This window comes from Corticimicrobacter populi, from assembly GCF_003123725.1.
Taxonomy (GTDB): Bacteria; Pseudomonadota; Gammaproteobacteria; order Burkholderiales; family Burkholderiaceae_B; genus Corticimicrobacter; species Corticimicrobacter populi.
In genome coordinates this window covers 238,096-260,936 of the sequence record NZ_QETA01000001.1, presented here as the reverse complement: position 1 = coordinate 260,936, position 22,841 = coordinate 238,096, and the positions used below count along the sequence as shown (strand labels likewise).

The following is a 22,841-nucleotide window of genomic DNA, read 5'->3' as shown; positions in this document are numbered from 1 at the left end:
AGGTATGTGCATTGACACCAACACCATCGGACACGCAGTTACAAATTGCCCGCTGGCCTCGGCACGTCATGCAGACATCAACGAGGCCGCACCATGACAATCCAGCGGCTGTAGTAATCGATACGCAGAGGCTGCGTCTCGGCCAGAGCTCGCAGCGTCCGGTCGGTATCGTCCAGTGAAAACACGCCCTGCACGCGCAGGTCAGCCACGGCAGGATCCATCCGGATTATGCCGCTGCGATAGGGTCGCAAACGATCCAGCACATCAGACAAGGGAGCATCCAGCACGGCCAGGCGACCCTGTAGCCAGGCATCCGGGTCGATACTCGCAGACTGAGCCCCCACCCGATGCACACCATCGACATCGATCCAGGCCTGGTTGCCCGCTTCAAGCCGTAGCGACGCATCTGCGCTCATCCCTGCTGCCTGACCGGCAGAGGCTTGCACCGCATGTTCCAGCACACTCACCCAGGTACGCCCGCTGCCAGGATCGCAACGCACCAGGAAACGCGTGCCCAGCGCCCGCACCTGACCTTGTGCAGTACGGACGACAAATGGCCTGCCCGGATCGGAAGCCACCTGCACCAGCAACTCACCGTCATGCAGCGTCAGCAGCCGTTGCTCAGCATCGAATGCCAGATCGACAGCAGATGCAGCATTGAGATAAAGCGTGCTGCCATCGACCAGTTGTCGTTGCAATCGTTGTCCTGTCCCGGTTTGCAAGTCGGCGAGCATGGGTCTGGACCATTGAACGCCTTCCCTGACCAGCAATGCCGCCGCCCCCGCGCCCAGTCCCAACCCGAGCAAGTTCTTGAGCGTTCCGCGACGTCGTGGCTGTGTCAGCAGCTCGCGAACCTGCCGGGCCTGACCGGCGGCACGCCGGTCCACCGTTCGGACTGCAGCAGCAATCTCAAGGCGCGTCTGCAGGCGTGCCCAGGCATCGGCATGATCAGGGTCCTGGACCAGCCAGCGTTCGAAATCGGCCTGTTGCACAGGGTCCGGCATTTTTCCGGCACCCTGGCTTTGCAGGCGAACCGCCCAGTCAATGGCTTCGTGGATGGCACGCTCCAGCCGAGTGGTATTCGTCATGTATCCCACTCCGCCAGATAGCAGCAAGTCATGGCCAGCCGGATATAGCGACCGACCGTGCGCACGGATACATTGAGGCAGGCGGCAATCTCTTCGTGGTTCATGCCATCAAGCTGATTGCACAAAAAGGCCGTACGGGCCTCTACCGTCAGCGTTGACAGCGCATCGTCCAGCAGGCGAATCGCTTCCATCACCAGGAACTGATCTTCGGGAGAAGGTGCCAATGCTTCGGGCAACAGCGCCAGACGTTCGAGATAGGCCCGCTCAAGCGCGGCACGGCGCTGGAAGCGATACAGCAGGCGCTGTGCGATCGTGGTCAGGAATGCCCGGGGCTCGCCGAGCGACAGAGGATCGACACGCGAACGGACGATTTCGACGAACGTGTCTGCCGTGAGGTCTTCAGCATCGGCATGATTGCGCGTACGCCTGCGCAAGCGGGACAGCAGCCAGCCGTGATGGTCCAGGTACAACGTCCGTACAGCGGACTTGGGATCGGCAGAAGGCTCCGACATCGCTCAGCATCAAATGAAAACGCAAAGCATAATCAAAAAAATACAGCATGAGAAGCTTTCCGATTTTCGTGATGCCAAGCAAACCACAGTTATCTCAAGAAACGCTCAATGACCATGATCACCTGCCAGGAATCCGGCCGCATTGAGGCGTGCAATCACATCCTGCACATGCGCATGATCGCGAGTCTGGATCACGAAATCGACCTCGACATCCTGCACCGGCAATGCCGTGAAGGCGCGCTGGTGATGCACTTCGGTCACGTTGGCATGGGCATCGGCAATCAATTGCGTGGCACGTGACAGCGCCCCCGGCAGATCACGCAACTTGACCCGGATGCGTGCCAGGCGGCCGGCCCGCACCATGCCGCGTTCGATCAGATCAGCCAGCATCAGGGGGTCGATATTGCCTCCTGTCAGCACCAGCCCGATGCGGCGTCCGCGATAATCCATGCGCCCGTCCTTGCGCGCGCGCAGCAAGGCCGCCAGGCCGGCAGCCCCCGCCCCTTCGACGACAGTCTTTTCGATTTCGAGCAGCATGACAATGGCATGCTCGATATCGCTTTCATCGACCAGTTCAATGCGATCCACATGCCGGGCCACAACCTCGCGGGTCAAATCGCCTGGCGACTTGACCGCAATTCCCTCGGCAATCGTATAGTGGCCCGACTCCCGCACTTGGCCCGTGATCGCGGAAAACATCGCCGGGAAGCGTTCAGTCTGGACGCCGATTACCTGAATATCAGGCCGCAATCCCTTGGCCGCTGCCGCAATACCCGAGATCAGGCCACCACCACCGATCGGGACGACCAGCATATCCAGGGCCGGCTGAACGTCCAGCATTTCCAGCGCGACCGTGCCCTGCCCCGCCATGACAAGTGCATCGTCATAGGGATGGATCATGATCAGGCCGCGTTCACGCGCCAGCCACTCGCCATGCGCCTTGGCGTCATCGAACGTCTCGCCATGCAGGACAACCTCGGCACCGAAGCGGCGCGTATTGGCCACCTTGACGGTCGGTGTGAAGCGGGGCATCACGATCACCGCCGGCACATTCATGCGTTGTGCGTGGTAAGCCACACCCTGGGCATGATTCCCGGCCGACACGGCGATCACCCCCTGCTGCCGCTCGGACTCTGTCAGCGCCAGCATCCGGTTCAGGGCACCGCGCTCCTTGAACGAAGCCGTGAACTGCAGGTTTTCGAATTTGAGCCAAAGCTCGGCACCGACAATGTCGGACAGCGTGCGCGACAGCACGAACGGCGTATTCTGCACCTGACCGCCGATATTTGCCTTGGCCAGCCTGACTGCATCCAGATCGATCATCCCGAATCCTTGAAATGAAAAATGCCCCCACGCTAGTCGCCACGCGCCGGCGCTACCCCTCCCAAGGGGGCTTTTTGTCTTGGGGTGGCCCCAGACAAAAAATGGCACCCAGAGGTGCCATTATGCTACTTGAGCATACCCGCAGACAGAGGTCAGCGGGTATGTGCAGGCCGATTACTCGGCCGTGTTGTCTGCGGCGGCAGCCGGTTCGGCACCCGGCGCTGCCGGACCGCCCTGCTGTTCGATGCCACCGATGGCCTTGACCGACAGGCGCAGACGGCCCTTGTCATCCGCCTCGATGACCTTGACGCGAACGTGCTGACCGACCTTGAGCACATCGTTGATGTTGGCGATGCGGTAGTTGGCAATCTCGGAGATATGCAGCAGACCATCACGACCCGGCAGGACCTGCACAATGCCGCCGAAGTCCAGCAGACGCAGCACCGTACCTTCGTAGACCTGACCCACCTCGACATCGGCCGTCAGTTCGGCGATGCGACGCTCGGCGTCCTTGGCGCGCTCCAGATCCACGCTGGAGATCACGATGGTGCCATCGTCGGAGATATCGATCTGTGCACCGGTTTCTTCGGTCAGCGCACGGATGGTGGCACCGCCCTTGCCGATCACGTCACGGATCTTTTCGGGGTTGATCTTCATGGTCAGCATGCGCGGGGCAAATGCCGACAGCTCCTGGCGCGACTCGCCCAGCGCATCGCGCATCTTGCCGAGGATGTGCAGACGGCCTTCGCGAGCCTGGGCCAGCGCAACCTGCATGATTTCCTTGGTAATGCCCTGGATCTTGATGTCCATCTGCAGCGCGGTGATACCGTTTTCGGTACCGGCCACCTTGAAGTCCATGTCACCCAGGTGATCCTCATCACCCAGGATGTCGGTCAGCACGGCAAACTTGCTGTCTTCCTTGATCAGGCCCATGGCCACGCCGGCCACGTGATCGCCCACCGGCACGCCGGCATCCATCATGGCCAGCGAACCACCGCAGACCGACGCCATCGACGACGAGCCATTGGACTCGGTGATCTCGGACACCAGACGGATGGTGTACTGGAAATCCTGCGCCTCGGGCAACAGGTGTACCAGGGCACGCTTGGCGAGGCGGCCGTGGCCGATTTCGCGACGCTTGGGCACGCCGATGCGGCCGGTTTCGCCCGTGGCGAACGGCGGCATGTTGTAGTGGAGCATGAAACGGTCGCGGTACTCGCCCATCAGCGCATCGATGATCTGCTCATCCTGCTTGGTACCCAGCGTGGCCACAACCAGTGCCTGGGTTTCGCCACGGGTGAACAGGGCACTGCCGTGCGCGCGCGGCAGCACGCCCAGGCGCACGCTGATCGGACGCACGGTGCGGGTATCGCGGCCATCGATCCGGGGCTCGCCGTTGAGGATCTGGCCACGCACGATGCGCGATTCCAGGTCGAACAGGATGTTGTCGACTTCGACCGAATCCGGTGCGGACTGACCTTGCGCTTCGGCATCGGCAGCCAGCTTGGCATGCACTTCGGCATAGACCTGCGACAGCTGGGCCGTACGGGCCTGCTTTTCGCGGATCTGGTAGGCGGCCTGCAGGCCACTTTGTGCCGTAGCCGAAACAGAGGCAATCAGCGCTTCGTTGCGCGCTGCAGGCTGCCAGTCCCAGGCCGGCTTGCCGGCTTCGGCGGTCAGGTCACGGATGGCCTGGATGACTTGCTGCAGTTGCTCGTGACCGAACACCACGCCACCCAGCATCACTTCTTCGGACAGTTGCTTGGCTTCGGATTCGACCATCAGCACGGCATTGTCGGTACCGGCGACGACCAGATCCATCTGCGAGCCCTTGAGCTGGCTGGCAGTGGGATTGAGCACATACTGGCCATCGATGTAGCCAACGCGGGCCGCACCGATCGGGCCATTGAAGGGGATACCGGAAATGGCCAGCGCAGCCGACGAGCCGATCATGGCAGCGATGTCGGGATCAATCTCGGGATCGACCGACAGCGTGTGGATCACGACCTGGACTTCGTTGTAGAAACCTTCGGGAAACAGCGGACGCAGCGGACGGTCGATCAGGCGCGAGGTCAGGGTTTCCTTTTCGGAAGGCTTGCCTTCGCGCTTGAAGAAACCGCCGGGAATACGGCCGGCGGCATAGGTCTTCTCGATGTAGTCAACGGTCAGCGGGAAGAAGTCCTGGCCGGGCTTGGCCGTCTTGCGGGCCACAACGGTTGCCAGCACGACGGTGTCTTCGATCGACACCTTGACGGCACCGGAAGCCTGGCGGGCGATCTCGCCCGTTTCCAGCACCACAGTGTGCTGGCCGTACTGGAACGATTTGCTCACTTTGTTGAACATAGATTTTTTCCTTGCAAATAAAAAACCGTGGCCGCTGCGATGAAATCGCATCGACCACGGTTGCTTTTACCGGATGCCGGTCCTGTCGATCACTTGCGCAGGCCGAGCTTTTCGATCAGAGCGCGGTAGGCGTCGGGGTTGCGACCCTTGAGGTAGTCGAGCAGCTTGCGACGGCGGCTGACCATGCGCAGCAGACCGCGACGCGAGTGGTGATCTTTCTTGTGCTCTTTGAAGTGACCCGTCAGTTCGTTGATGCGGGCGGTCAGCAGTGCGACCTGGACTTCAGGGGAACCCGTGTCGCCCTGGGCACGTTGGAATTCGGCGACGATGTCGGACTTCTTGATATCAGCAACAGACATTTCTATCCTCGTATGTACTGGCGTCAGGGCCGAGGAGCCTTGACGTGGAATGATAAAAAAACAAACGGTCGCATGCACGACCGTTCTGACTTCTGCAATCGCATTCGGTATGGTGGGTGCTGAGGGGCTCGAACCCCCGACCTACGCCGTGTAAAGGCGCCGCTCTACCAACTGAGCTAAGCACCCGGAGGCACCACTCGCAATGCAAACGCGGATGCGATTATAGCAGAAATTTAGTTCACTGCATCCTTCAGGCTCTTGCCAGGACGGAACTTGGGCAGGCGAGCCTCTTTGATCTTGAGTTCTTCGCCGGTGCGGGGATTGCGGCCAGTGCGGGCAGCACGGGTCGACACAGCGAAGGAACCGAAGCCAACCAGGGTCACGGTGTCGCCGTTCTTGAGCGTGGTCGTCACGGCATCCACAAACGCATCCAGCGCGCGCGCAGCGGAGGCTTTGGAGATGTCGGCTTCACTGGCGATGTGATCGATGAGCTCTGTTTTGTTCATTGAAGTAATACCCCTATGCAAGGTCGTGAAATTAAATGTGCAAGCCAGAGCGCCAGACTACGGAACGGCCTGGCACAGCCTGGAACCTCCCCCTGGCACCTGCACGTTGCAACAACCCGGCCATGTTTCGGCCGGACAAGAGTGGCAGGCACAGACGCGTATTAAGCCCGTTCAGGGCCCGCACTGTCAAGCAGCGCCTGCCTCCGGACAATCCCGCATGACTGCGGGAGCATCCGAAAAAAGCGCATTATGCCAGCATTTTTTTCAGGGCTGCCCCGAAATCATCAATCAAATCGTCGATTTCTTCAATTCCGACCGAAACACGGATCAGGCTATCGGCGATTCCCATCTGCGCACGACGCTCCGCCCCCATTTCATGGTAGATCGTATGCGCGGCAGGCAGCGCCAGCGTGCGCGTATCGCCCACATGAGTGGACAGGATCACCACCTGCAACAGGTTGAGAAACTCGAAGCAGTCGATACCCTCGGCCAATTCAACACCCAGCAGCGCGCCGTAGCGGTGGCCAAACAGTTCGCCGGCACGCACATGCTGTGGATGCTGCGCCAGGCCCGGATAATGCACGCGAGCAACACCAGGATGCGCTTCCAGGAAACGGGCCAGCGCCAGCGCGTTGTCGCAGGCTCGGGCCATGCGCAGCGCCAGCGTTTCGCAGCCGATCGCGATGCGGTGCGCCGTCTCGGACGACAGCGTACCACCCATGTCGCGCAGGCCTTTTTTCTTGATCTGGGTCAGCCCCCAGGAGGTCGGTTTTCCGCCCTTGTAGGCATCATAGATATTGGGATAGGCACTCCAGTCGTAGAGTCCTGTATCGGTCACCGAACCACCCAGCGCATGTCCGTGCCCGCCCATGTACTTGGACAGGGAATTCATGACCAGCGAAGCACCCACCGTGGCCGGGCGGAACATCCACGGCGAGGTCATCGTATTGTCGACGACATAGACGAGATTGCGTGCCTGGCACAGCGCGCCGATGGCCGCCAGATCTGCGATCTGCGTACCCGGGTTGGCGATCGTCTCGGCAAAGACCATGCGGGTTTCGGGCCGCAGCGCCGCTTCGACCTGGGCCACATCGGTGGCATCGACCAGCGTGACCTCCACGCCCAGCGCACTGAGCGTGCCCAGCAGACTGTTGGTATTGCCGAAAATATACTGGCTGGCCACCAGATGGTCACCGGCGCGCAGCAGACTAATGAAAATCCCTGCCAGCGCCGCCATGCCCGTGGAGAACGAGACCGTACCGACACCGGCCTCCATCACGCTGACCTTGCTCTCCAGTGCAGCGGTGGTCGGCGTACCCTGGCGCCCATAGCTGAAGCCCGGGCGCCCCTGGAACACGGCCACCAGATCGCGTACGTCATCGTAGCGATAGGCGGCTGCCGTATGCATGGGCTGGTGGGTGGCACCGTACTCGATGGATTGTCGGCGGTCGGAATGCAGAATGGAAGACGTAAAGCCGTGCGAGGCCATGATGGTTCTACTTGCAGAAAATGAAATCAGGATTGCCGCTGGCGTACGGTTTCGTACAGACAGACGGCGGATGCCACGCTGACATTGAGGCTTTCGACCGACCCGAGCATCGGAATGCGCACAAGCTGGTCGCAGGTTTCACGGGTCAGGCGACGCATGCCCTCGCCTTCGGCACCCATGACCCACGCCATGGGTCCTGCAGCATCGACAGCATGCAGTGTATCAGTCGCCTGGTCGTCCGTACCGACCAGCCAGACGCCACATTCCTTCAGGTGCCGCATTGTGCGCGCCAAATTTGTGACGGTTATATAGGGCACCGTATCAGCCGCACCGCAGGCGACTCGCTGCACCACGGACGTCAGGCCGACCGAGCGGTCACGCGGTGCCACCACCGCATGCACGCCAGCGGCATCAGCCGTGCGCAGGCAGGCCCCCAGATTGTGGGGATCGGTCACGCCATCCAGAATCAGGAGCAAAGGTGGCGTCGTGGCACTTTCAAGCACTTCGTCGAGGTCGACAGCCAATTCGCGGGCCTCGACCACGGCGACCACCCCCTGGTGGCGTACGCCCTTGGCCAGCCCGTCCAGGCGCGCGGCATCGACCGCATGCACGCGGCAGCCATGCCGCTCGGCCTGATCAGTCAGCGACTGCATGCGCTTGTCGCGCCGGCTGGCATCGACATAGAGTTCGCGTACGGAATCAGGCGCATGGCGCAGCCGGGCCGTCACTGCGTGGAAGCCGCTCAATACTTGTGTTGCTTGCATAGGAAAATTGACTCAATAGATCCATCACCATGCCGATCTCCGTCCGGAGAATCGGCATGGCATACATTACACCATCACTTCTTGCCGCGGCCGCCCCGCTTGGCAGCCGCCTTGCGCGCACCGGACTTGGCCGGCACATGCTCGTCCGGACGCTTCCTGGTCTCTACCTGACGGGCATCCTTGGCGTCCTTGCGCGCAGCAGCACGGCGCTGGCTGGCCGTGGTGCCCTTGAGCGCCTCAGGCTTGGCACCTGCTGCTTTCTTGATGCGTCGCCCCCCCTGCTCCTGCTGGGACTGGCGGGCCGCTGCCTTGTTCAGCGCCTGGAATCCGGTACCCTCGACCAGCCGGAACTCGATCCGGCGCGCCTCCAGGTCGACGCGGGCAACCTGCACCTGAACGGCATCCATCAGGCGATAGCGCATGCCGGTACGCTCACCACGCAACTCGTGCAGGGCTTCGTTGAAGCTGAAATACTCGCTGCCGAGTTCGGACACATGCACCAGCCCTTCGACGTGGAGGGTGTCGAGCGTGACGAAGATACCGAAACCGGCCACACCCGTGACCTTGCCGCTGAATTCCTCGCCCACCCGTTCACGCACGAACCAGCATTTGAGCCAGGCCTCGACATCGCGGGAGGCCTCATCGGCACGGCGCTCAGTAGCCGACAGCATCAGGCCCTGGCGCTCCCAGAGCGCGTGCTCGCTTTCCTTGCGAGTCCCCACCGGCACCATCTTGACGATGGCATCGGGGACATAGCGTTCCCGCTTGAGCAGCGCCTTGATGACCCGGTGCGTCAGCAGGTCGGGATAGCGCCGGATCGGAGACGTGAAATGGGTATAGGCCGGATAGGCCAGACCGAAGTGGCCGACATTGTCAGGACTATAGATCGCCTGCTGCATGGAGCGCAGGCACATGGTCTGCACCAGTGCAAAATCTGGGCGTGCGCGCGCAGCCTGGATGGTCGCACCATAATCGCTGGCAGCCGGCTCGTCCCCCCCACCCAGTGTCAGGCCCAGCGTACGCAGGAACTCGCGCAGATCAGCCAGTTTTTCGGGCAAGGGCCCCTCATGAATGCGGAACAGCCCTGGATGCTTGCTGCGCGCCATGAAATCGGCTGCGCAGGTGTTGGCCGCGAGCATGCACTCCTCGATCAGCTTGTGCGCATCATTACGCACCATCGGTACGATCTGTTCGATCTTGCCCAGTGGATTGCAGACGATACGGGTCTCGACCGTATCGAAATCGATGGCACCACGCTTTTTGCGAGACTGGATCAGCAACTGATAGAGTTCGTACAGACCCTGGAGCTGCGGCAGCACATGCTGCATGGCACGCGCCGCCGGGCCGCTGTCGTGCTGCAACGCTTCCCACACATCGGTATAGGTTGTACGGGCATGCGAGTGGATTACGGCCTCGTAGAACTGGTAGGCCGACACCTGTCCGGCCTTGGCCCCCGTGGCCGGGATCACCATGTCGCACACCAGCGAAAGACGATCGACGGAGGGATTGAGCGAGCACAGGCCGTTGGACAGTGCCTCGGGCAGCATCGGGATCACCCTGCGCGGGAAATAGACGCTGGTGCCTCGCTCGAAGGCATCATGATCCAGCGCATCGCCGGGCCGCACGTAATGGCTGACATCGGCAATCGCCACCAGCAGGCGCCAGCCGGGCCGCTTGCGTCCCCCCGTACCCAGATCGATGACTTCGCAATAGACAGCATCGTCGAAGTCGCGCGCATCTTCGCCATCGATGGTCACGAACGGCAGATCGCGCAGATCGACGCGCCCCTTGAGATCGGACGCGCGCACTTCTTCCGGCAGCTTGCCGGCCTGACGCTGCGCTGCCTCGGAAAACTCGACGGGCACGTCGAACTTGCGTACCGCGATCTCGATCTCCATACCGGGATCGTCCACCTCGCCCAGTACCTCGATCACGCGCCCCAGCGGCTGGCTGTGGCGGGTTGGCTGTCCGGTAATCTCGACCGTGACAACCTGGCCATGCTCAGCATCACCGATCTCATCCGGCGGAATCAGGATATCGTGCTTGATACGCTGGTCTTCCGGCACCACGATGTGCACACCGCGCTCATCCAGGAATCGCCCCACCAGGCGGGCCGTGCGACGTTCCAGCACTTCGACGATGGTCGCTTCCGGCTTGCCACGATATTCGCCCGTGGGCTTGACCAGCACACGATCCCCGTGCAGCACTTTGCGCATCTCCCGAGGGGACAGAAAAAAATCCGGGCCGGCACGATCCTCGCGCACCAGAAAGCCGAAACCATCACGATGCCCTACGACCTTGCCAGCCACGAAGTCCAGCTTGGTTGCCAGCAAGAGCACCCCCTTGCGGTTGGGCATCAGTTGCCCGTCTCGCTCCATGGCACCGAGTCGGCGCTCGAAGCCGTCGAGCGTGGCCCGGCGCTTGAGCCCCATGCGCTGCGCCAGCTCTTCGGGCGACAGCGGGGATGGTGCATCACGCAGGGCCTGGAGAATCGCTTCGCGCGTCGGGACATCAGGATCGAAACCGGGAGGCAGTTGTGGCATAAGCAGAGGTTGCGTCAATATATATAAGGTAGAGATTCAAGGCTCAGTTGTAGCAAAGATACACGTCAGGAACGCCCTGCGCAGCAAAAAAATAAAAAAATGACACACAGGGCTTGCAGAACCAGCCACGAACTGCATATAATGCCATTCTTCTGTGAACGGCAACGAGCACAGAGTGCAGTGCCCAGATGGCGGAATTGGTAGACGCGCTAGCTTCAGGTGCTAGTGCCTTCGGGTGTGGAGGTTCGAGTCCTCTTCTGGGCACCAAGTATTCCGGTTGTGTTTCACTTCGCCAGAAACACAGTCAGCAATTCGCAGCATGCGAATTTTCTGATAACGGACTGCAGTACGCGTGCATTGCACGAACGCCCAGATGGCGGAATTGGTAGACGCGCTAGCTTCAGGTGCTAGTGCCTTCGGGTGTGGAGGTTCGAGTCCTCTTCTGGGCACCAAATTCCAAGGATTCATCTCTGATGAATATGTAGAAAACCCGCACGTGCGGGTTTTTTTACGACCATACCTGCCGCACGGCCTCCAGCCAAGTCGCCGGATAGATCAAATTACCTATTGCCCTCTGCAGAACCGTCTATTCGCGTGACTTATCACCCCAATAGCGGCATGGGTATTGCTCGCGTAACCTTTTCCTGTCATTACACCAAGGCAAGGAAAGTATCATGCGACTCACCGCCTCCCTCAGGCCCCTGGCACGCGCCGGCCTTCTGCTTGCGCGTATCCTGCCGGCTGCGCTGGCGCTCTGTCATCTGCCGGCCGCCCAGGCCGACGAAGAAAACGCCACAATCATGTCGCGCGGTGCCTACCTGGCGCGTGTCGGCGACTGCGTTGCCTGTCATACCGCCCCGGGTGGCGACTTCATGGCAGGCGGCCTCGCACTGGACATGCCTTATCTGGGCCGGGTCTATTCAACCAATATCACGCCCGATGCCGACACGGGCATCGGCAACTACAGCTTCGAGGAATTTGACAAGGCGATGCGGCACGGAGTCACATCCGACGGACGCCGCCTCTATCCCGCCATGCCCTACCCTTCCTACGCCCGCATCACGGCAGAAGACATGCAGGCGCTGTATGACTACTTCATGGAAGAGGTACCGGCCGTGGCACACGCCAACCAGCCGGACGAAGTGCCCTGGTATCTGTCGGCCCGCTGGCCGCTGGGCATCTGGAATGCCCTGTTCTCGAACGCAAAACCCTTCACGCCCGACCTGAACGAGGATGGTGTCTGGAACCGGGGGGCCTATCTGGTCGAAGGCCTGGGCCACTGTGGCACCTGCCATACCCCGCGCGGCATCGCCCTGCAGGAAAAGGCCCTGAGCAGCAGCGAGGGCAACGCATTCCTGGCAGGCTCGAAAATCGATGGCTGGTATGCGAAAAGCCTGCGGGGCGAACATGCTGCCGGGCTGGGCACATGGAGCGTGGAAGAAATCGTCGAGTTGCTCAAGACCGGCCGTACCGCCAAAGGGGCTGCCATCGGGGCCATGGCCGAGGTAGTCGGCCACAGCACGCAATACCTGACCGACAGCGATCTCTATGCCATGGCGAAATTCATGAAATCACTGCCCGCCAGGGATGCCTCGGACACGTCAGCCCAAAGTGCACTGATTGCCGACGATGGCGCTTTCGATGCGCTGCAGGCAGGCGTCTACGACCGTGCCGGCTCGCGTGAATACGTCGAATTCTGCGCCGGCTGCCATCGCCAGGACGGTATGGGTGCCCCCCGCGTATTCCCGGCGCTTGCCGGCAATCCCTCGATCCTGGCAACCGACACCAGCTCGCTGATCCGTGTCGTACTGCAAGGCGGCCGCATGGCCACCACGCAGCACGATGCCATGGCCTTTGCCATGCCGGCCCTGCATGAGATGACCGACCAGGAGGTGGCAGAGGCGCTCACCTTCATTCGCAGCAGTTGGGGCAACCAGGCCCAGGCTGTCGCCGCCGCCGATGTGAGCCGCGAGCGCAAACAGCTCGACGCCCCTGCCGCCAGCCATGTCCCAAGTGCCGCATCGCGCGCGCAATGAAATGGAATCCATCATGAAAGCCCATCTTCCCGCCCTGACACCCGTTCGCCTGCTGGGCCTGCTTTTTGCATCCGCAGCCACCATCGGCACCCTGGCGGCACACGCCGCGGACCAGGCAACCCCGCGCCCCGAACCCGTCCCCTTCGTGGCCCCGCGCAACAGCGACATGCCTGCCGGTCCAGAGGGCGAACTGATCGACTACGGCCGACGCCTGATGGTCGAAACCCGCCGCCTGCTGCCCAACAATGTCGGCGCAGCCATGAACTGCACCAGTTGCCACCTGGGCGAGGCCAAAGTCCCCTTTGCATCGCCCTTCGTCGGCATTTCCCACCGTTTTCCCCAGTACAACCCGCGTGCCAACCGCGTCGTCACCCTCGAAGATCGTGTCAACGGCTGCATGATGCGCTCCATGAATGGCAAGCCGCTGGACAAGCGTTCGCGTGAGATGGCCGCCATGATCGCCTACATGGACTGGCTGTCGGAAGATATCCCCGAGCACGGACTGGTCCAGGGCATGGGCATCGGCAAAGTCGACACGACGCTGGTTCCCGATATGGAAAACGGCCGGCGCATCTATGTCGCCCAGTGCGCCTCCTGTCATGGCGCAGAGGGTCAGGGCCTGCAGGATGCCGCAGGCGAATTCATCTTCCCGCCACTCTGGGGCGACCTGTCGTTCAATATCGGTGCCGGCATGGCCCGGCTGTACAAGGCCGCCGAATTCGTCAAGACCAGCATGCCGGTCGGCGTCCACACCGATGGCCGCCTCGGCCAGGGCTACGTTCTGTCCGACCAGGAAGCAGTGGACGTGGCCGGCTATTTCACCCATCAGCCGCGTCCCGACTTTCCAGCCAAGGTCAATGACTGGCCCGACCCGTCGAAGCGCCCCAAGGACGCACGCTACTGAGTGCCTGCCACCGACCATCCCCTAGCGCCTGTACGCTCTCCATGGTTCGCAGGCGCGGCCGGCCTTCCGCAAGGGAGGCCGGTTTTTTCATCCCGCCAGGCCCAGCCACAGACGATGGTCCATTATGACTTGCGCAGCGTTTCCAGCGGTACATGCAAGGTTGTCTTGACCCGCTCCAGGGCCACGGTCGTCCGAAAGGAGCGGACATTCGGATTGTCATGGAACAGGCGCTGGGCAATCTGCTGATAGACGGTCATGCTGGCCACGGTCAGGACCAGCAGGAAGTCTGCCTCGCCCGTCACGTAATAGCACTGCTGGATCTCTGGCCCCGAGAAGGACTGCTTCATGTCCTCCAGGTCCACGGATTGCGTGCGCTCGGCATGTACCTCGACAATCAGCGTAATCACCTGGCCGACGCGATCCGGATCGACCACGGCGGTATCGGCCAGGATATAGCCCTCTTTGCGCAAACGCTGGAGCCGCCGCTGCACGGATGCCGTGGACAGATGCACCAGGGTAGCCAATTCGCGCAGGGGCCGGCCATTGTCCAGTTGCAGGGCATCGAGCAGGGTCACATCAAAGCTATCGAGAGGGGAGGCTGAAGGCAGGCTCATGACGATAAATTTTCCCGAATAAGCACTCAAAAACAAGGCCAATTATCGCAGCAGAAGAAATATATTACCCACCCTGTTTCCATTTGCCTTACATGAAGGACATCACATGTCACCCAGCCATGCCTCGGCCGGCGTCCTGTTCAACGTACTCGGCTCCATGCTGTTTGCCGTGCTGTATGCATATACCAGCCTGCTCCAGCCACTGACGGGCGAAGCAGTGTATGGCTGGCGCATGCTGCTGACTCTGCCCTGCCTGACACTGTTGATCCTTGCAACGGCACGCTGGCACGAAGTCCGCATCCTGTTCGCACGGCTGCGGACGGAACGCCACTTCTGGCTGCAGCGCCTGCTGTCTGCGGCCCTGCTCGGCACCCAGCTCTGGCTGTTCATGTGGGCTCCCATCAACGGCTATGGGCTGGATGTGTCGCTGGGCTATTTCCTGCTGCCGATTTCGATGGTGATCCTGGGGCGCTTCGCCTTCGCCGACAGGATCACGCCGCTGCAGTTGCTGGCCTGCCTGCTGGCCATGGCCGGCATCGCTGCCCAGGTTGTCGCGACCGGGAGCGTCTCCTGGCCCGCTCTGCTGGTCTGCCTGGGCTACCCAGGGTATTTCTGGCTGCGACGCGCAACCGATACCAATACGCTGGGGGCGCTTTGGTTAGACATGCTGCTGAGCGTGCCGGCCAGCCTGTTTTTCATCCTCCAGGATGGCAACCTGCTGCCACCGGAGGCACCGGCAGCATTGCCCTGGCTGATCCTGGGGCTTGGCCTCATCAGCGCCTCGGCACTGGGCTGCCAGGCACTGTCCGCCCCCCGGCTCAACCTGACGCTGTTCGGGCTGCTGCTCTACGTGGAACCGGTACTGCTGGTGGCCGCTTCCCTGCTGCTGGGCGAAACCATTCCCGCCGCACAATGGCCTACCTATACCGCCATATGGCTGGCGGTACTGGCCCTGATCATCGAAGGCGGCTGTGTACTGCGCAAAGGCAAGCGCGCGCTGTACACCTGAATTCCGCCCCCGCGCTGTTTGTCGTTCAGTCCAGCGCGGTGGCATCTGCCGCCAGCATCAGGCGCGTCAGTTCCGCCGCACTGCCCACCCCGGTCTTTTCCATCACGTGCTGGCGATGCACGTGCACCGTTTTCTCGCTGATGCCAAGCTCACGGGCCACCTGCTTGTTGGGTTGCCCCAGCGCTACCAGGCGCGCCACTTCGCATTCGCGCGGCGACAACCGCTCCAGTGCGGCCCGAGCCTGGGCACGGCGACCGGCATGTCGAAAGGCCTCACGGCTTTTGCGCACGGCCAGATCCACGGCATCGAGCAAGGCCTGGTCCTTGAAGGGCTTTTCCAGGAAATCGCAGGCACCGGTCTTCATGGCCTCCACGGCCAGTTCGACATCACCATGGCCCGTCATGAAAATGACGCTCAACTCCCATCCCATCCGGCGCAACTGCTGCTGCAGAGCCAACCCGCTCATCACCGGCATGCGGATATCTAGCAGCAGGCACCCCAGGTTCTCCGGCGGTACGGCATGCTGCGACAGGAAGGCTGCAGCACTGTCGTACTCGACGACCGGCCAGCCAACCGACTCCAGCAGGAATACCAGGGACCGCCGGAAGGCGGCATCGTCATCAATCAGGTAAATCGACAGATTCTGCGGTTCGCTCATAGACAGGTAAACACAGGGAAAAAACCATGCCCGTACCGTCGTCCGGACGGGCACCGGAAAGCTGGCCACCATGCGCTTCGGCGATGCTCTTGCAAATGGACAGCCCCAGCCCCAGACCATCTTCCTTGGTCGTGTAGAACGGCTCGAACAAACGCGCCAACTGGGCATCGCTCATGCCGACGCCACGATCACGAACACGGAGGCAGACCCATGCACCACAGGCTTCGAGCACGATATCGATACGCTGCGCGTCCGGCGATGCGGTACGCAACGCATCCAGCGCGTTTTTAAGGAAATTCAGCACCACCTGCTGTATCTGCAACGGATCGACCATGATTCGCAGACCTGGTGCCAGACGGTCATCGATTTCTATATGCGGAGCCTGCGACAGCATGCCGCTGAAAAGCGCCACGGCATCCTGCACCAGTGCAGGCAAGGCATGGATCTCGCGCAGGCCGGCGCGCTTGCGCACGAAACCCCGGATACGCCGCACGATTCCCTCGGCCGCCTGCGCCTGCGACATGATACCGGTCGAGGCTTCGCGAACGGCCTCCGGCGTCAGCCTGCCATTATCAAGCCTGCGCAACAGGCTTTGTGCATAATTGCCGACGCCGGCCAGCGGCTGGTTCAGTTCATGCGCCAGCGTGCTGGACAGTTCCCCCAGCACGGACAGACGCGACAGGTGATCGGCCTGTTCCTGACCTGCCCGCATGCGGGCCTCCAGGGCTTCGCGCTCCTGCAATGCCCGCTCCAACGCAGATGTACGCTGACGCACCAGATACTCCACCCTCAGCGTATAGCCCCCCCACCCCAGCAATGCCAGCGTTGCCAGCAGTAGAAACAGCCAATAGCGCTGCGCCAGGTGTTGCAGGGTCGGCACCTTGAGATGCGCATAAGGGCCGATCTGCAAGGCCTGGAACAAGGCATGAACCGATTGGTAATCGGCCGGCACGGTCCAGGCGATGCCCTGGGGATTATCCGGCATCTGCAATAAGGCCACGGCCACGTCACGCGCTAGGTCAGGCGGCGTATGTCGCAACGTCGCCATCGGCCAGTCCGGATACAGGCGCGAAGACACTGCACAGTCCAGCGCACTATGCTCGTGCTGGCCCAGTACCCGGTAGTGGCGCTGCCAGTCAGGCAGGCTTTCCAGCAGGCAGGCCCGGACGATACCGACATCGGCCCGGCCATCGGCCACGGCCTCCAGCACACGCTGCATCGGAAATCCCACGAACAGACGCCCAGCCAGATCGCGTTCGGGATCGAGGTCCAGTTCGGCCAGTTCGCGCCAGATAATCTGGTAACCACCGAATCCTTCCTGTGACGTGGCGGCCAGCACCTGCCCCCGCATGTCTTCCAGTGTCTGCAAGTCCTGGCGCCCGGCTGCGGCGATCACGGTAGCCCCCAGAGCCTGGTCGGCCACAGGGCTGAACGCCTGCTGCAACGTGGCAATGCGGCTGATGCCGACTTCAGCCTCGAGTTCGGCGTAATGCCCCGGATTGGTCAGCACAAAATCCACGCTGCCGGCCACGATGGCCTTGCGCAGATTGTCCAGCTCCAGATAGAGGGCCACGAAACGCTGCCCTGGCAGTGCGTGGTTGAGGTGGTCGATCAGGGGAGCCCACTCGCGGATCGACTGCTCCACGCCCCGATAGGCCAGGATGCCGATCCTGACCGTATTGCCGGATCGCGCCTGGGCCGGCTGATGCCCGGACACGACGGCCTCGGCAGGAACAGTGGATATCCCTGCAAAACATATAACTGCCAACAGGGATAATATCCAGGTTCTCATAACCTGTGATTTTATACGGCATTGGCATGCCGTCCGCACACTTTCGCGCTCAGTCTGCCGCGATCACGCCACGCAAGCGTATGTGCTTGCGCACTGCCAGCGCATCCAGTTCAGCCACTTCGTTGGCATCGGCCACGACGCACAACAGCGGATACTGTACGGCCCCCGTCCAGCGTTGCATCGCGGCTTCGGCCACGGCTGCAGCCAGCGCGTTGTTGTCGGACACCACGATCACTCCCTCCAGGGAAGGATTGCGCAGGTATTGATCCAGCGCCACCGACATGGAGGTCTGCAGGCCCGTCCTGATTTCGAGCACGGTTGCGGCATCCGAGACGGGATTGCCTGCCGACGGCACATTGAAGACCATCGAGGCGGGGCAGCCCGCCAACCTTGCTGCCTCAGTCCGGGCATGGGAGGCCGGCCAGGGTGCACTTGCCGGCGGTGCAGAGTAATCATGCAGATAGGCGCAACCGGAAAGCAGTCCGATCACTGCAGCACTTGATACATACAATCTGGCCATGCAGCGTCCCTCGAAATCCTGTAACCCAGTGGTTCCGGGATTCTAGCGCATGCCCTCAGGAGATCGACATGCATTTCAACATTCACACCACCATGGTCGTGGCCGCAGGCGGATGCGCAAGCAGATAAGCCACCCGGTGCAGGCTGCGAGCCAGTTCGTCATGATCGGCGGCGACCCCGACCCCCAGTCTCACCGCCTCGGGCGGCATGCCGGTCGAAAAGGCATCGCTGCCCACCACGCCGATCGCCTCGGCACGCATGCTGGCGACAAACTCGCGACGCGTCCAGGGATGTGGCAGGTTCAGCCAGACCAGGGATCCGCAGGGATCGGCCTGGAACGTCCCTGCCGGCAGGATCTCCGCCACGAGAGACTGACGCAACCCGACCTCACGCCGGATGGCCTCCAGCACGGCGTCGGCCGTGCCGTCCTCGATCCACTGCGTCGCCAGCGCTGCGGTGAGCGGCGATGCCACGGCGGCCGTACCGCGCATGGCATGGATGGCCCCAGTGAACTGGCGAGGATCCGGCAACACCAGATAGGCAATCCGCAAGGCCGGCGACAGGCATTTGGCCAGGCCGGCAATGTAATAGACAACATCCGGCCCCAGGCGCGCCAGGGCAGGTTCGGGATGCAGCGGCAAGGCACCATGTGCATCGTCTTCGATGATGGGTACGTGATAGCGGCGGGCAATATCGATCAACGCCTGGCGTCGCGCCAGCGGCATGGTCACCGTGGTGGGATTGTGCAGGGTCGGGTTGCAGTACAGCGCCTTGGGGCGCTGGGTCTTGCAGGCCGCCTCGAACGCTTCGGGCAACAGCCCCTGGTCATCGATGGGAATCGGCAACAGACGCACCCCCTGATGTGCCGCCAGAGAGAGAAAGCCGGAATAGCTGAGCGCCTCGACACAAATGGCATCCCCAGGTGCCGCCAGCATGTTCAGCACGATTTCCAGCGCGCCCTGGGCACCCGCACACACCAGCAGCCTGTTTTCAAGCGGACCATCCAGACGACGCGCCAGCCAGCGTGCCCCTGCCACGCGGTCATGCTCGGTACCACCCGCCTCCTGGTAGCGCAGCAACAACCCCAGTACATCTCCTGTCTGCAGCTCGGCCATGCCCCGGCACATGCGCGCCACCACGGCTGCGTCATCAAAACGGGGCGGCATGATCATGCTGAGATCGACCTGCCCTCGTGACAATTGTGTCCGTGCAGGTGTAGCCTGTCGGACATAAGTACCGCGCCCGACCTGCCCTTCGACCAGGCCGCGACGCCGCGCTTCGGCATAGGCACGCGTCACGGTGGTGAAATCGATATCGAGGTGTTCAGCCAGTTGCCGTTGTGGCGGCAAACGATCTCCGCCCCGGAGACGGCCAGCGAGGATATCCGATTGCATGACATCTGCAATGGCAAGGTACAGCGGACCATGTGTCCGGTCGATACTCGGCCGCCACGGGCCTTCAGGTTGCGCCTGGTTCATGCCGGACTCTTTCCTTGACAAAAATCATGGTACATACATAAAACCTACAATACGATATCACACCACAATAGTATGCATAATGTTGGAATACACATTTGATCCAACGCAACCCGGAGCATCACGTGAAAGCAGAAGAGGCCTCTCGAAAACCCGGACCCTCAGCCCTGTCCAAACCACAAGCGGATGGGTCGGCGACGATTTCCATGAAGGCGATACAGGACATCCAGCCAACCGTGACCGACACGGGCGGCAAGATCTACAACAAATCGGTCAGGGGGCTGTATGCCAACTGGCGAATTGCCATGGTCTGGTTTACCCAGATCATCTTCTACGGCCTGCCCTGGCTGGCCTGGAACGACCGCCAGGCATTCATGTTCGACCTGGGCGCGCGCAAGTTCTATATTTTCGGTCTGGTCCTGTGGCCGCAGGATGTGATCTACCTGACCTTCCTGCTGATCCTCTCCGCATTCGGGCTGTTCCTGTTTACGGCGGTGGCAGGTCGCCTGTTCTGTGGCTACGCCTGTCCGCAGACGGTCTACACGGAAATTTTCATGTGGATCGAAAAGCATGTCGAAGGAGACAGGATGGCCCGCATACGGCTCGACGACGGCCCCTGGAATGCCCGCAAGCTGCGCCTGAAATCCACCAAGTACCTGCTTTGGGCGCTGGTGGCCTTCTGGACCGGCTTCACGTTCATCGGCTACTTCGCGCCGATCCGCGAGCTTGGCCATGATCTGATCACCCTGTCGCTGGGGCCGTGGCAATGGTTCTGGCTGGGCCTGTACAGCCTCATGACCTGGGGATTCGGTGGTGTGCTGCGTGACCAGGTCTGCAAGTACATGTGCCCTTACGCGCGCTTCCAGAGCGTGATGGTCGACCAGGACACCTACATCGTGACCTACGACCCGGTACGCGGCGATCCGCGCGGCAAGCGTTCCCGCAAGACCGACCACAAGGCGGCCGGCCTGGGCGATTGTGTGGACTGCAGTCTGTGCGTGCAGGCCTGTCCGACCGGCATCGATATCCGCAACGGCTTGCAATATATGTGCATTGGCTGCGGTGCCTGTATCGATGCCTGCGACGAAGTCATGGACAAGATGAACTATGACCGTGGCCTGATCCGCTACAGTTCGGAACGTGCCATCACGGAACGACTGACCCCGCAGGAAGTGCGGCGTCATACCTTCCGACCACGCATCCTGGTCTATACAGTGCTCATTGTGGTGTTCATCGCCGTTTTCATCGGCTCCCTGGCCACCCGCAACCCGCTGCGCATCGACGTTATCCGCGACCGCGGTGCCCTGGGTCGCGAAGCCCCTGGCGGCTGGATCGAGAACGTCTACCGCCTGCAGATGATCAATGCGGCCGAAGAACCCCTGACGCTGACCATCCAGGCCACCGGCCTGCCCGGCCTCGAAGTCCTGGTCGGACAACAGCGGACATCGCACATCACACTGGAACCTGCAGCCAACCGACTCGAACCCGTCATTGTCCGCATGCCGGCCAGCGAAGCACAGTCTGGCCTGCACGAGATCAAATTCGTGGCCGAAGGGAAATCCCCCAGCGGCAATGAAGTCGGCCTCCAGGAGAAATCGAGCTTCGTCGTCCCGCAATAACAAATAGTTTCAATAACAACAGAATGGCGCAATTCTTCCGGGAATTGCGCCATTTTCTTTACTACTTCATGAAATCAGGGAAAACCCTGTGTTGTTACAATTGCGCCGCGATTTCGTACCCCGCATGTGCCAGGCCTCCCCTGCCCCACATCCGGGGCATTTTCATTTTGCTGGAGTATGCATGAAGAAAGTAGTCAATGGCCTGCTCGTGGTGGCCATTTTTGCCGCCCTGATAGCCTACAAAATGGGGCTGTTCCACTCGTTGCTGAACGGACTGAACAGCCAGGACACGACGCCTCTGCTGTCGCAGGAAGACACGGCCATCGTGACCAAGATGGGACCATTCATCACCTGCGTCAACGGCGTGGACAACAAGTGGCGCGGCAGCTATGCCCGTTACCATGACACCTATGAAGCACAATTGGCCAATGCAAGAATGGTCATGTGGAACCTCCAGACCAAGTTCAGGCTGCAACAGCACGACGATCCATATACCGGCGTCCTGAGCTGCGCAGAGGGGCTGGAAGCGGTCATCAAGACCGAACCTGCCGATGCAGAACTGGACAAGGCCGGTGCTGATTACGCCCAGACCCTGCGGCAATTGCTGCCCCTGGTTCAGGAAGTCGATACCTACTATGCACAGAATGATTACGAGGACGACAAGATGGCCAAGGGCAAGGCCCTGCAGGCCCAGATCGAGCCTCTGTTCCAGAACCTGTTCGCAACGTCCGACAATATCCATACAATCGTGGCTGCACGCAATCTGGCTTTGCAGCGCAAGACGCTGGATGCCATGGAACAGCGCAACGGCAAGGATGCCTGGTGGCATACCGAGAACCTCATGCTGGAAGCCCGCCTGGCTGCCGACGGCATCGAGGCCCTGATCCAGCAGGATCGCGCGACCACTGAAAACCTGCAGGCGATCGAAACGACCTATCAGCAAGTCTATGATGCCGCCAAGGCCTATGCAGACAGCCATCCCGACGAAATCCGGCCGGACAAGAAAACCTCTTATCCTACCGATCCGTTCTGGCCGCAGCTCGAAAGCTATGCATCCTCCCTGCTGAGTAATATCAAGGATGTGCGCCGCAATATCGCCAACCAGCAAACCCTGGAAAGCAATTACAACAGCATGATCAATTCGTTCAACCGGCTGGTCGAGCAGTACAACCGCAGCAACGACAGCCGCAACCGCTACATCGATAGCATGAACAGCTGATTACCATCGCGTTCGCCGGGCCGTCCGTCTTGTACGAAGCGGCCTCCCGAGTCGCCAAACGGTCATTGC

The 22,841-nt window shown here is 61.4% G+C and carries 19 protein-coding genes and 3 tRNA genes; 7 read left to right on the top strand and 15 right to left on the bottom strand.

Going from position 1 to position 22,841, the window contains the following annotated elements; all coding sequences use genetic code 11:
* Nucleotides 1-77: 77 nt before the first annotated feature.
* The 10 genes from DD235_RS01140 to rnr form a co-directional block, all read right to left on the bottom strand.
* The gene (locus tag DD235_RS01140) at nucleotides 78-1,088 is read right to left on the bottom strand and encodes a FecR family protein (RefSeq protein ID WP_109060228.1); all 1,011 of its coding nucleotides are present in this window, start codon (nucleotides 1,086-1,088) and stop codon (nucleotides 78-80) included.
* Complete coding sequence (locus DD235_RS01135; RefSeq protein ID WP_109060227.1) at nucleotides 1,085-1,600, bottom strand: sigma-70 family RNA polymerase sigma factor; 516 nt, start codon at nucleotides 1,598-1,600, stop codon at nucleotides 1,085-1,087. Before DD235_RS01135 ends, DD235_RS01140 begins: the two co-directional genes overlap by 4 nt.
* A 105-nt stretch (nucleotides 1,601-1,705) precedes the next feature.
* On the bottom strand, nucleotides 1,706-2,923 hold the full coding sequence (locus tag DD235_RS01130) for a threonine ammonia-lyase (RefSeq protein WP_109060226.1): 1,218 nt from the start codon (nucleotides 2,921-2,923) through the stop codon (nucleotides 1,706-1,708).
* Nucleotides 2,924-3,097: 174 nt separating this feature from the next.
* Complete coding sequence (pnp, locus tag DD235_RS01125) at nucleotides 3,098-5,266, bottom strand: polyribonucleotide nucleotidyltransferase (protein ID WP_109060225.1); 2,169 nt, start codon at nucleotides 5,264-5,266, stop codon at nucleotides 3,098-3,100.
* Nucleotides 5,267-5,355: 89 nt separating this feature from the next.
* The gene (rpsO, locus tag DD235_RS01120; RefSeq protein WP_109060224.1) at nucleotides 5,356-5,625 is read right to left on the bottom strand and encodes a 30S ribosomal protein S15; all 270 of its coding nucleotides are present in this window, start codon (nucleotides 5,623-5,625) and stop codon (nucleotides 5,356-5,358) included.
* A 110-nt stretch (nucleotides 5,626-5,735) separates the two neighbouring features.
* A tRNA-Val gene (locus DD235_RS01115) sits at nucleotides 5,736-5,811 on the bottom strand.
* 47 nt (nucleotides 5,812-5,858) lie between these two features.
* Nucleotides 5,859-6,131 (bottom strand): HU family DNA-binding protein, encoded by a 273-nt coding sequence (locus tag DD235_RS01110; protein ID WP_109060223.1) that lies wholly within the window; start codon nucleotides 6,129-6,131, stop codon nucleotides 5,859-5,861.
* Between the two features lie 247 nt (nucleotides 6,132-6,378).
* A complete protein-coding gene (locus DD235_RS01105; RefSeq protein WP_109060222.1) occupies nucleotides 6,379-7,620 on the bottom strand; it encodes a cystathionine gamma-synthase family protein in 1,242 nt (413 codons plus the stop codon).
* A gap of 26 nt (nucleotides 7,621-7,646) precedes the next feature.
* Nucleotides 7,647-8,384, bottom strand: a complete 738-nt coding sequence (gene rlmB, locus DD235_RS01100; protein WP_109060221.1) for a 23S rRNA (guanosine(2251)-2'-O)-methyltransferase RlmB — start codon at nucleotides 8,382-8,384, stop codon at nucleotides 7,647-7,649.
* 74 nt (nucleotides 8,385-8,458) lie between these two features.
* On the bottom strand, nucleotides 8,459-10,927 hold the full coding sequence (rnr, locus tag DD235_RS01095; RefSeq protein WP_109060220.1) for a ribonuclease R: 2,469 nt from the start codon (nucleotides 10,925-10,927) through the stop codon (nucleotides 8,459-8,461).
* A 182-nt stretch (nucleotides 10,928-11,109) separates the two neighbouring features.
* Between rnr and DD235_RS01090 the strand changes: the two genes are divergently transcribed.
* The 4 genes from DD235_RS01090 to DD235_RS01075 all read left to right on the top strand — a co-directional run bounded on the left by DD235_RS01090 (nucleotide 11,110) and on the right by DD235_RS01075 (nucleotide 13,867).
* Nucleotides 11,110-11,194, top strand: a tRNA-Leu gene (locus DD235_RS01090).
* A gap of 100 nt (nucleotides 11,195-11,294) precedes the next feature.
* Nucleotides 11,295-11,379: transfer RNA gene (locus tag DD235_RS01085), tRNA-Leu, on the top strand.
* Nucleotides 11,380-11,601: 222 nt separating this feature from the next.
* The gene (locus DD235_RS01080) at nucleotides 11,602-12,963 is read left to right on the top strand and encodes a c-type cytochrome (protein ID WP_109060219.1); all 1,362 of its coding nucleotides are present in this window, start codon (nucleotides 11,602-11,604) and stop codon (nucleotides 12,961-12,963) included.
* 13 nt (nucleotides 12,964-12,976) lie between these two features.
* The gene (locus tag DD235_RS01075; protein WP_239989991.1) at nucleotides 12,977-13,867 is read left to right on the top strand and encodes a c-type cytochrome; all 891 of its coding nucleotides are present in this window, start codon (nucleotides 12,977-12,979) and stop codon (nucleotides 13,865-13,867) included.
* A 122-nt stretch (nucleotides 13,868-13,989) separates the two neighbouring features.
* Here DD235_RS01075 and DD235_RS01070 read toward each other — a convergent pair whose 3' ends face one another.
* A complete protein-coding gene (locus DD235_RS01070) occupies nucleotides 13,990-14,481 on the bottom strand; it encodes an Lrp/AsnC family transcriptional regulator (RefSeq protein WP_109060217.1) in 492 nt (163 codons plus the stop codon).
* A 106-nt stretch (nucleotides 14,482-14,587) separates the two neighbouring features.
* Here DD235_RS01070 and rarD point away from each other — a divergent pair, with 106 nt between their 5' ends.
* A complete protein-coding gene (rarD, locus tag DD235_RS01065) occupies nucleotides 14,588-15,490 on the top strand; it encodes an EamA family transporter RarD (RefSeq protein WP_109060216.1) in 903 nt (300 codons plus the stop codon).
* 25 nt (nucleotides 15,491-15,515) lie between these two features.
* Here rarD and DD235_RS01060 read toward each other — a convergent pair whose 3' ends face one another.
* The 4 genes from DD235_RS01060 to DD235_RS01045 form a co-directional block, all read right to left on the bottom strand.
* On the bottom strand, nucleotides 15,516-16,148 hold the full coding sequence (locus DD235_RS01060) for a response regulator transcription factor (protein WP_109060215.1): 633 nt from the start codon (nucleotides 16,146-16,148) through the stop codon (nucleotides 15,516-15,518).
* Nucleotides 16,111-17,865: a sensor histidine kinase gene (locus DD235_RS01055; protein WP_204524165.1), complete on the bottom strand. Its 1,755-nt coding sequence runs from the start codon at nucleotides 17,863-17,865 to the stop codon at nucleotides 16,111-16,113. Before DD235_RS01055 ends, DD235_RS01060 begins: the two co-directional genes overlap by 38 nt.
* A 124-nt stretch (nucleotides 17,866-17,989) precedes the next feature.
* Nucleotides 17,990-18,460: a hypothetical protein gene (locus DD235_RS01050; protein ID WP_146193370.1), complete on the bottom strand. Its 471-nt coding sequence runs from the start codon at nucleotides 18,458-18,460 to the stop codon at nucleotides 17,990-17,992.
* An 82-nt stretch (nucleotides 18,461-18,542) separates the two neighbouring features.
* The gene (locus DD235_RS01045) at nucleotides 18,543-19,937 is read right to left on the bottom strand and encodes an aminotransferase-like domain-containing protein (protein ID WP_109060212.1); all 1,395 of its coding nucleotides are present in this window, start codon (nucleotides 19,935-19,937) and stop codon (nucleotides 18,543-18,545) included.
* A 203-nt stretch (nucleotides 19,938-20,140) separates the two neighbouring features.
* Between DD235_RS01045 and ccoG the strand changes: the two genes are divergently transcribed.
* Together ccoG and DD235_RS01035 are read left to right on the top strand one after the other, a co-directional pair.
* Nucleotides 20,141-21,553 (top strand): cytochrome c oxidase accessory protein CcoG, encoded by a 1,413-nt coding sequence (gene ccoG / locus DD235_RS01040; RefSeq protein WP_109060211.1) that lies wholly within the window; start codon nucleotides 20,141-20,143, stop codon nucleotides 21,551-21,553.
* 181 nt (nucleotides 21,554-21,734) lie between these two features.
* Nucleotides 21,735-22,772, top strand: coding sequence for a DUF3829 domain-containing protein (locus DD235_RS01035; protein WP_162300382.1), 1,038 nt, complete (start codon nucleotides 21,735-21,737; stop codon nucleotides 22,770-22,772).
* Nucleotides 22,773-22,841: the final 69 nt, after the last annotated feature.

What these genes read in the sequence shown, in the direction of transcription:
- DD235_RS01045 (WP_109060212.1), bottom strand. Translation starts at nt 19,937, where the DNA reads ATGAACCAGGCGCAACCTGAAGGCCCGTGGCGGCCGAGTATCGACCGG.
- DD235_RS01140 (WP_109060228.1), bottom strand. Translation starts at nt 1,088, where the DNA reads ATGACGAATACCACTCGGCTGGAGCGTGCCATCCACGAAGCCATTGAC.
- DD235_RS01110 (WP_109060223.1), bottom strand. Translation starts at nt 6,131, where the DNA reads ATGAACAAAACAGAGCTCATCGATCACATCGCCAGTGAAGCCGACATC.
- rpsO (WP_109060224.1), bottom strand. Translation starts at nt 5,625, where the DNA reads ATGTCTGTTGCTGATATCAAGAAGTCCGACATCGTCGCCGAATTCCAA.
- DD235_RS01105 (WP_109060222.1), bottom strand. Translation starts at nt 7,620, where the DNA reads ATGGCCTCGCACGGCTTTACGTCTTCCATTCTGCATTCCGACCGCCGA.
- DD235_RS01075 (WP_239989991.1), top strand. Translation starts at nt 12,977, where the DNA reads ATGAAAGCCCATCTTCCCGCCCTGACACCCGTTCGCCTGCTGGGCCTG.
- DD235_RS01080 (WP_109060219.1), top strand. Translation starts at nt 11,602, where the DNA reads ATGCGACTCACCGCCTCCCTCAGGCCCCTGGCACGCGCCGGCCTTCTG.
- rarD (WP_109060216.1), top strand. Translation starts at nt 14,588, where the DNA reads ATGTCACCCAGCCATGCCTCGGCCGGCGTCCTGTTCAACGTACTCGGC.
- ccoG (WP_109060211.1), top strand. Translation starts at nt 20,141, where the DNA reads ATGAAGGCGATACAGGACATCCAGCCAACCGTGACCGACACGGGCGGC.
- DD235_RS01070 (WP_109060217.1), bottom strand. Translation starts at nt 14,481, where the DNA reads ATGAGCCTGCCTTCAGCCTCCCCTCTCGATAGCTTTGATGTGACCCTG.
- pnp (WP_109060225.1), bottom strand. Translation starts at nt 5,266, where the DNA reads ATGTTCAACAAAGTGAGCAAATCGTTCCAGTACGGCCAGCACACTGTG.
- rnr (WP_109060220.1), bottom strand. Translation starts at nt 10,927, where the DNA reads ATGCCACAACTGCCTCCCGGTTTCGATCCTGATGTCCCGACGCGCGAA.
- DD235_RS01130 (WP_109060226.1), bottom strand. Translation starts at nt 2,923, where the DNA reads ATGATCGATCTGGATGCAGTCAGGCTGGCCAAGGCAAATATCGGCGGT.
- rlmB (WP_109060221.1), bottom strand. Translation starts at nt 8,384, where the DNA reads ATGCAAGCAACACAAGTATTGAGCGGCTTCCACGCAGTGACGGCCCGG.
- DD235_RS01035 (WP_162300382.1), top strand. Translation starts at nt 21,735, where the DNA reads ATGAAGAAAGTAGTCAATGGCCTGCTCGTGGTGGCCATTTTTGCCGCC.
- DD235_RS01135 (WP_109060227.1), bottom strand. Translation starts at nt 1,600, where the DNA reads ATGTCGGAGCCTTCTGCCGATCCCAAGTCCGCTGTACGGACGTTGTAC.
- DD235_RS01050 (WP_146193370.1), bottom strand. Translation starts at nt 18,460, where the DNA reads ATGGCCAGATTGTATGTATCAAGTGCTGCAGTGATCGGACTGCTTTCC.
- DD235_RS01060 (WP_109060215.1), bottom strand. Translation starts at nt 16,148, where the DNA reads ATGAGCGAACCGCAGAATCTGTCGATTTACCTGATTGATGACGATGCC.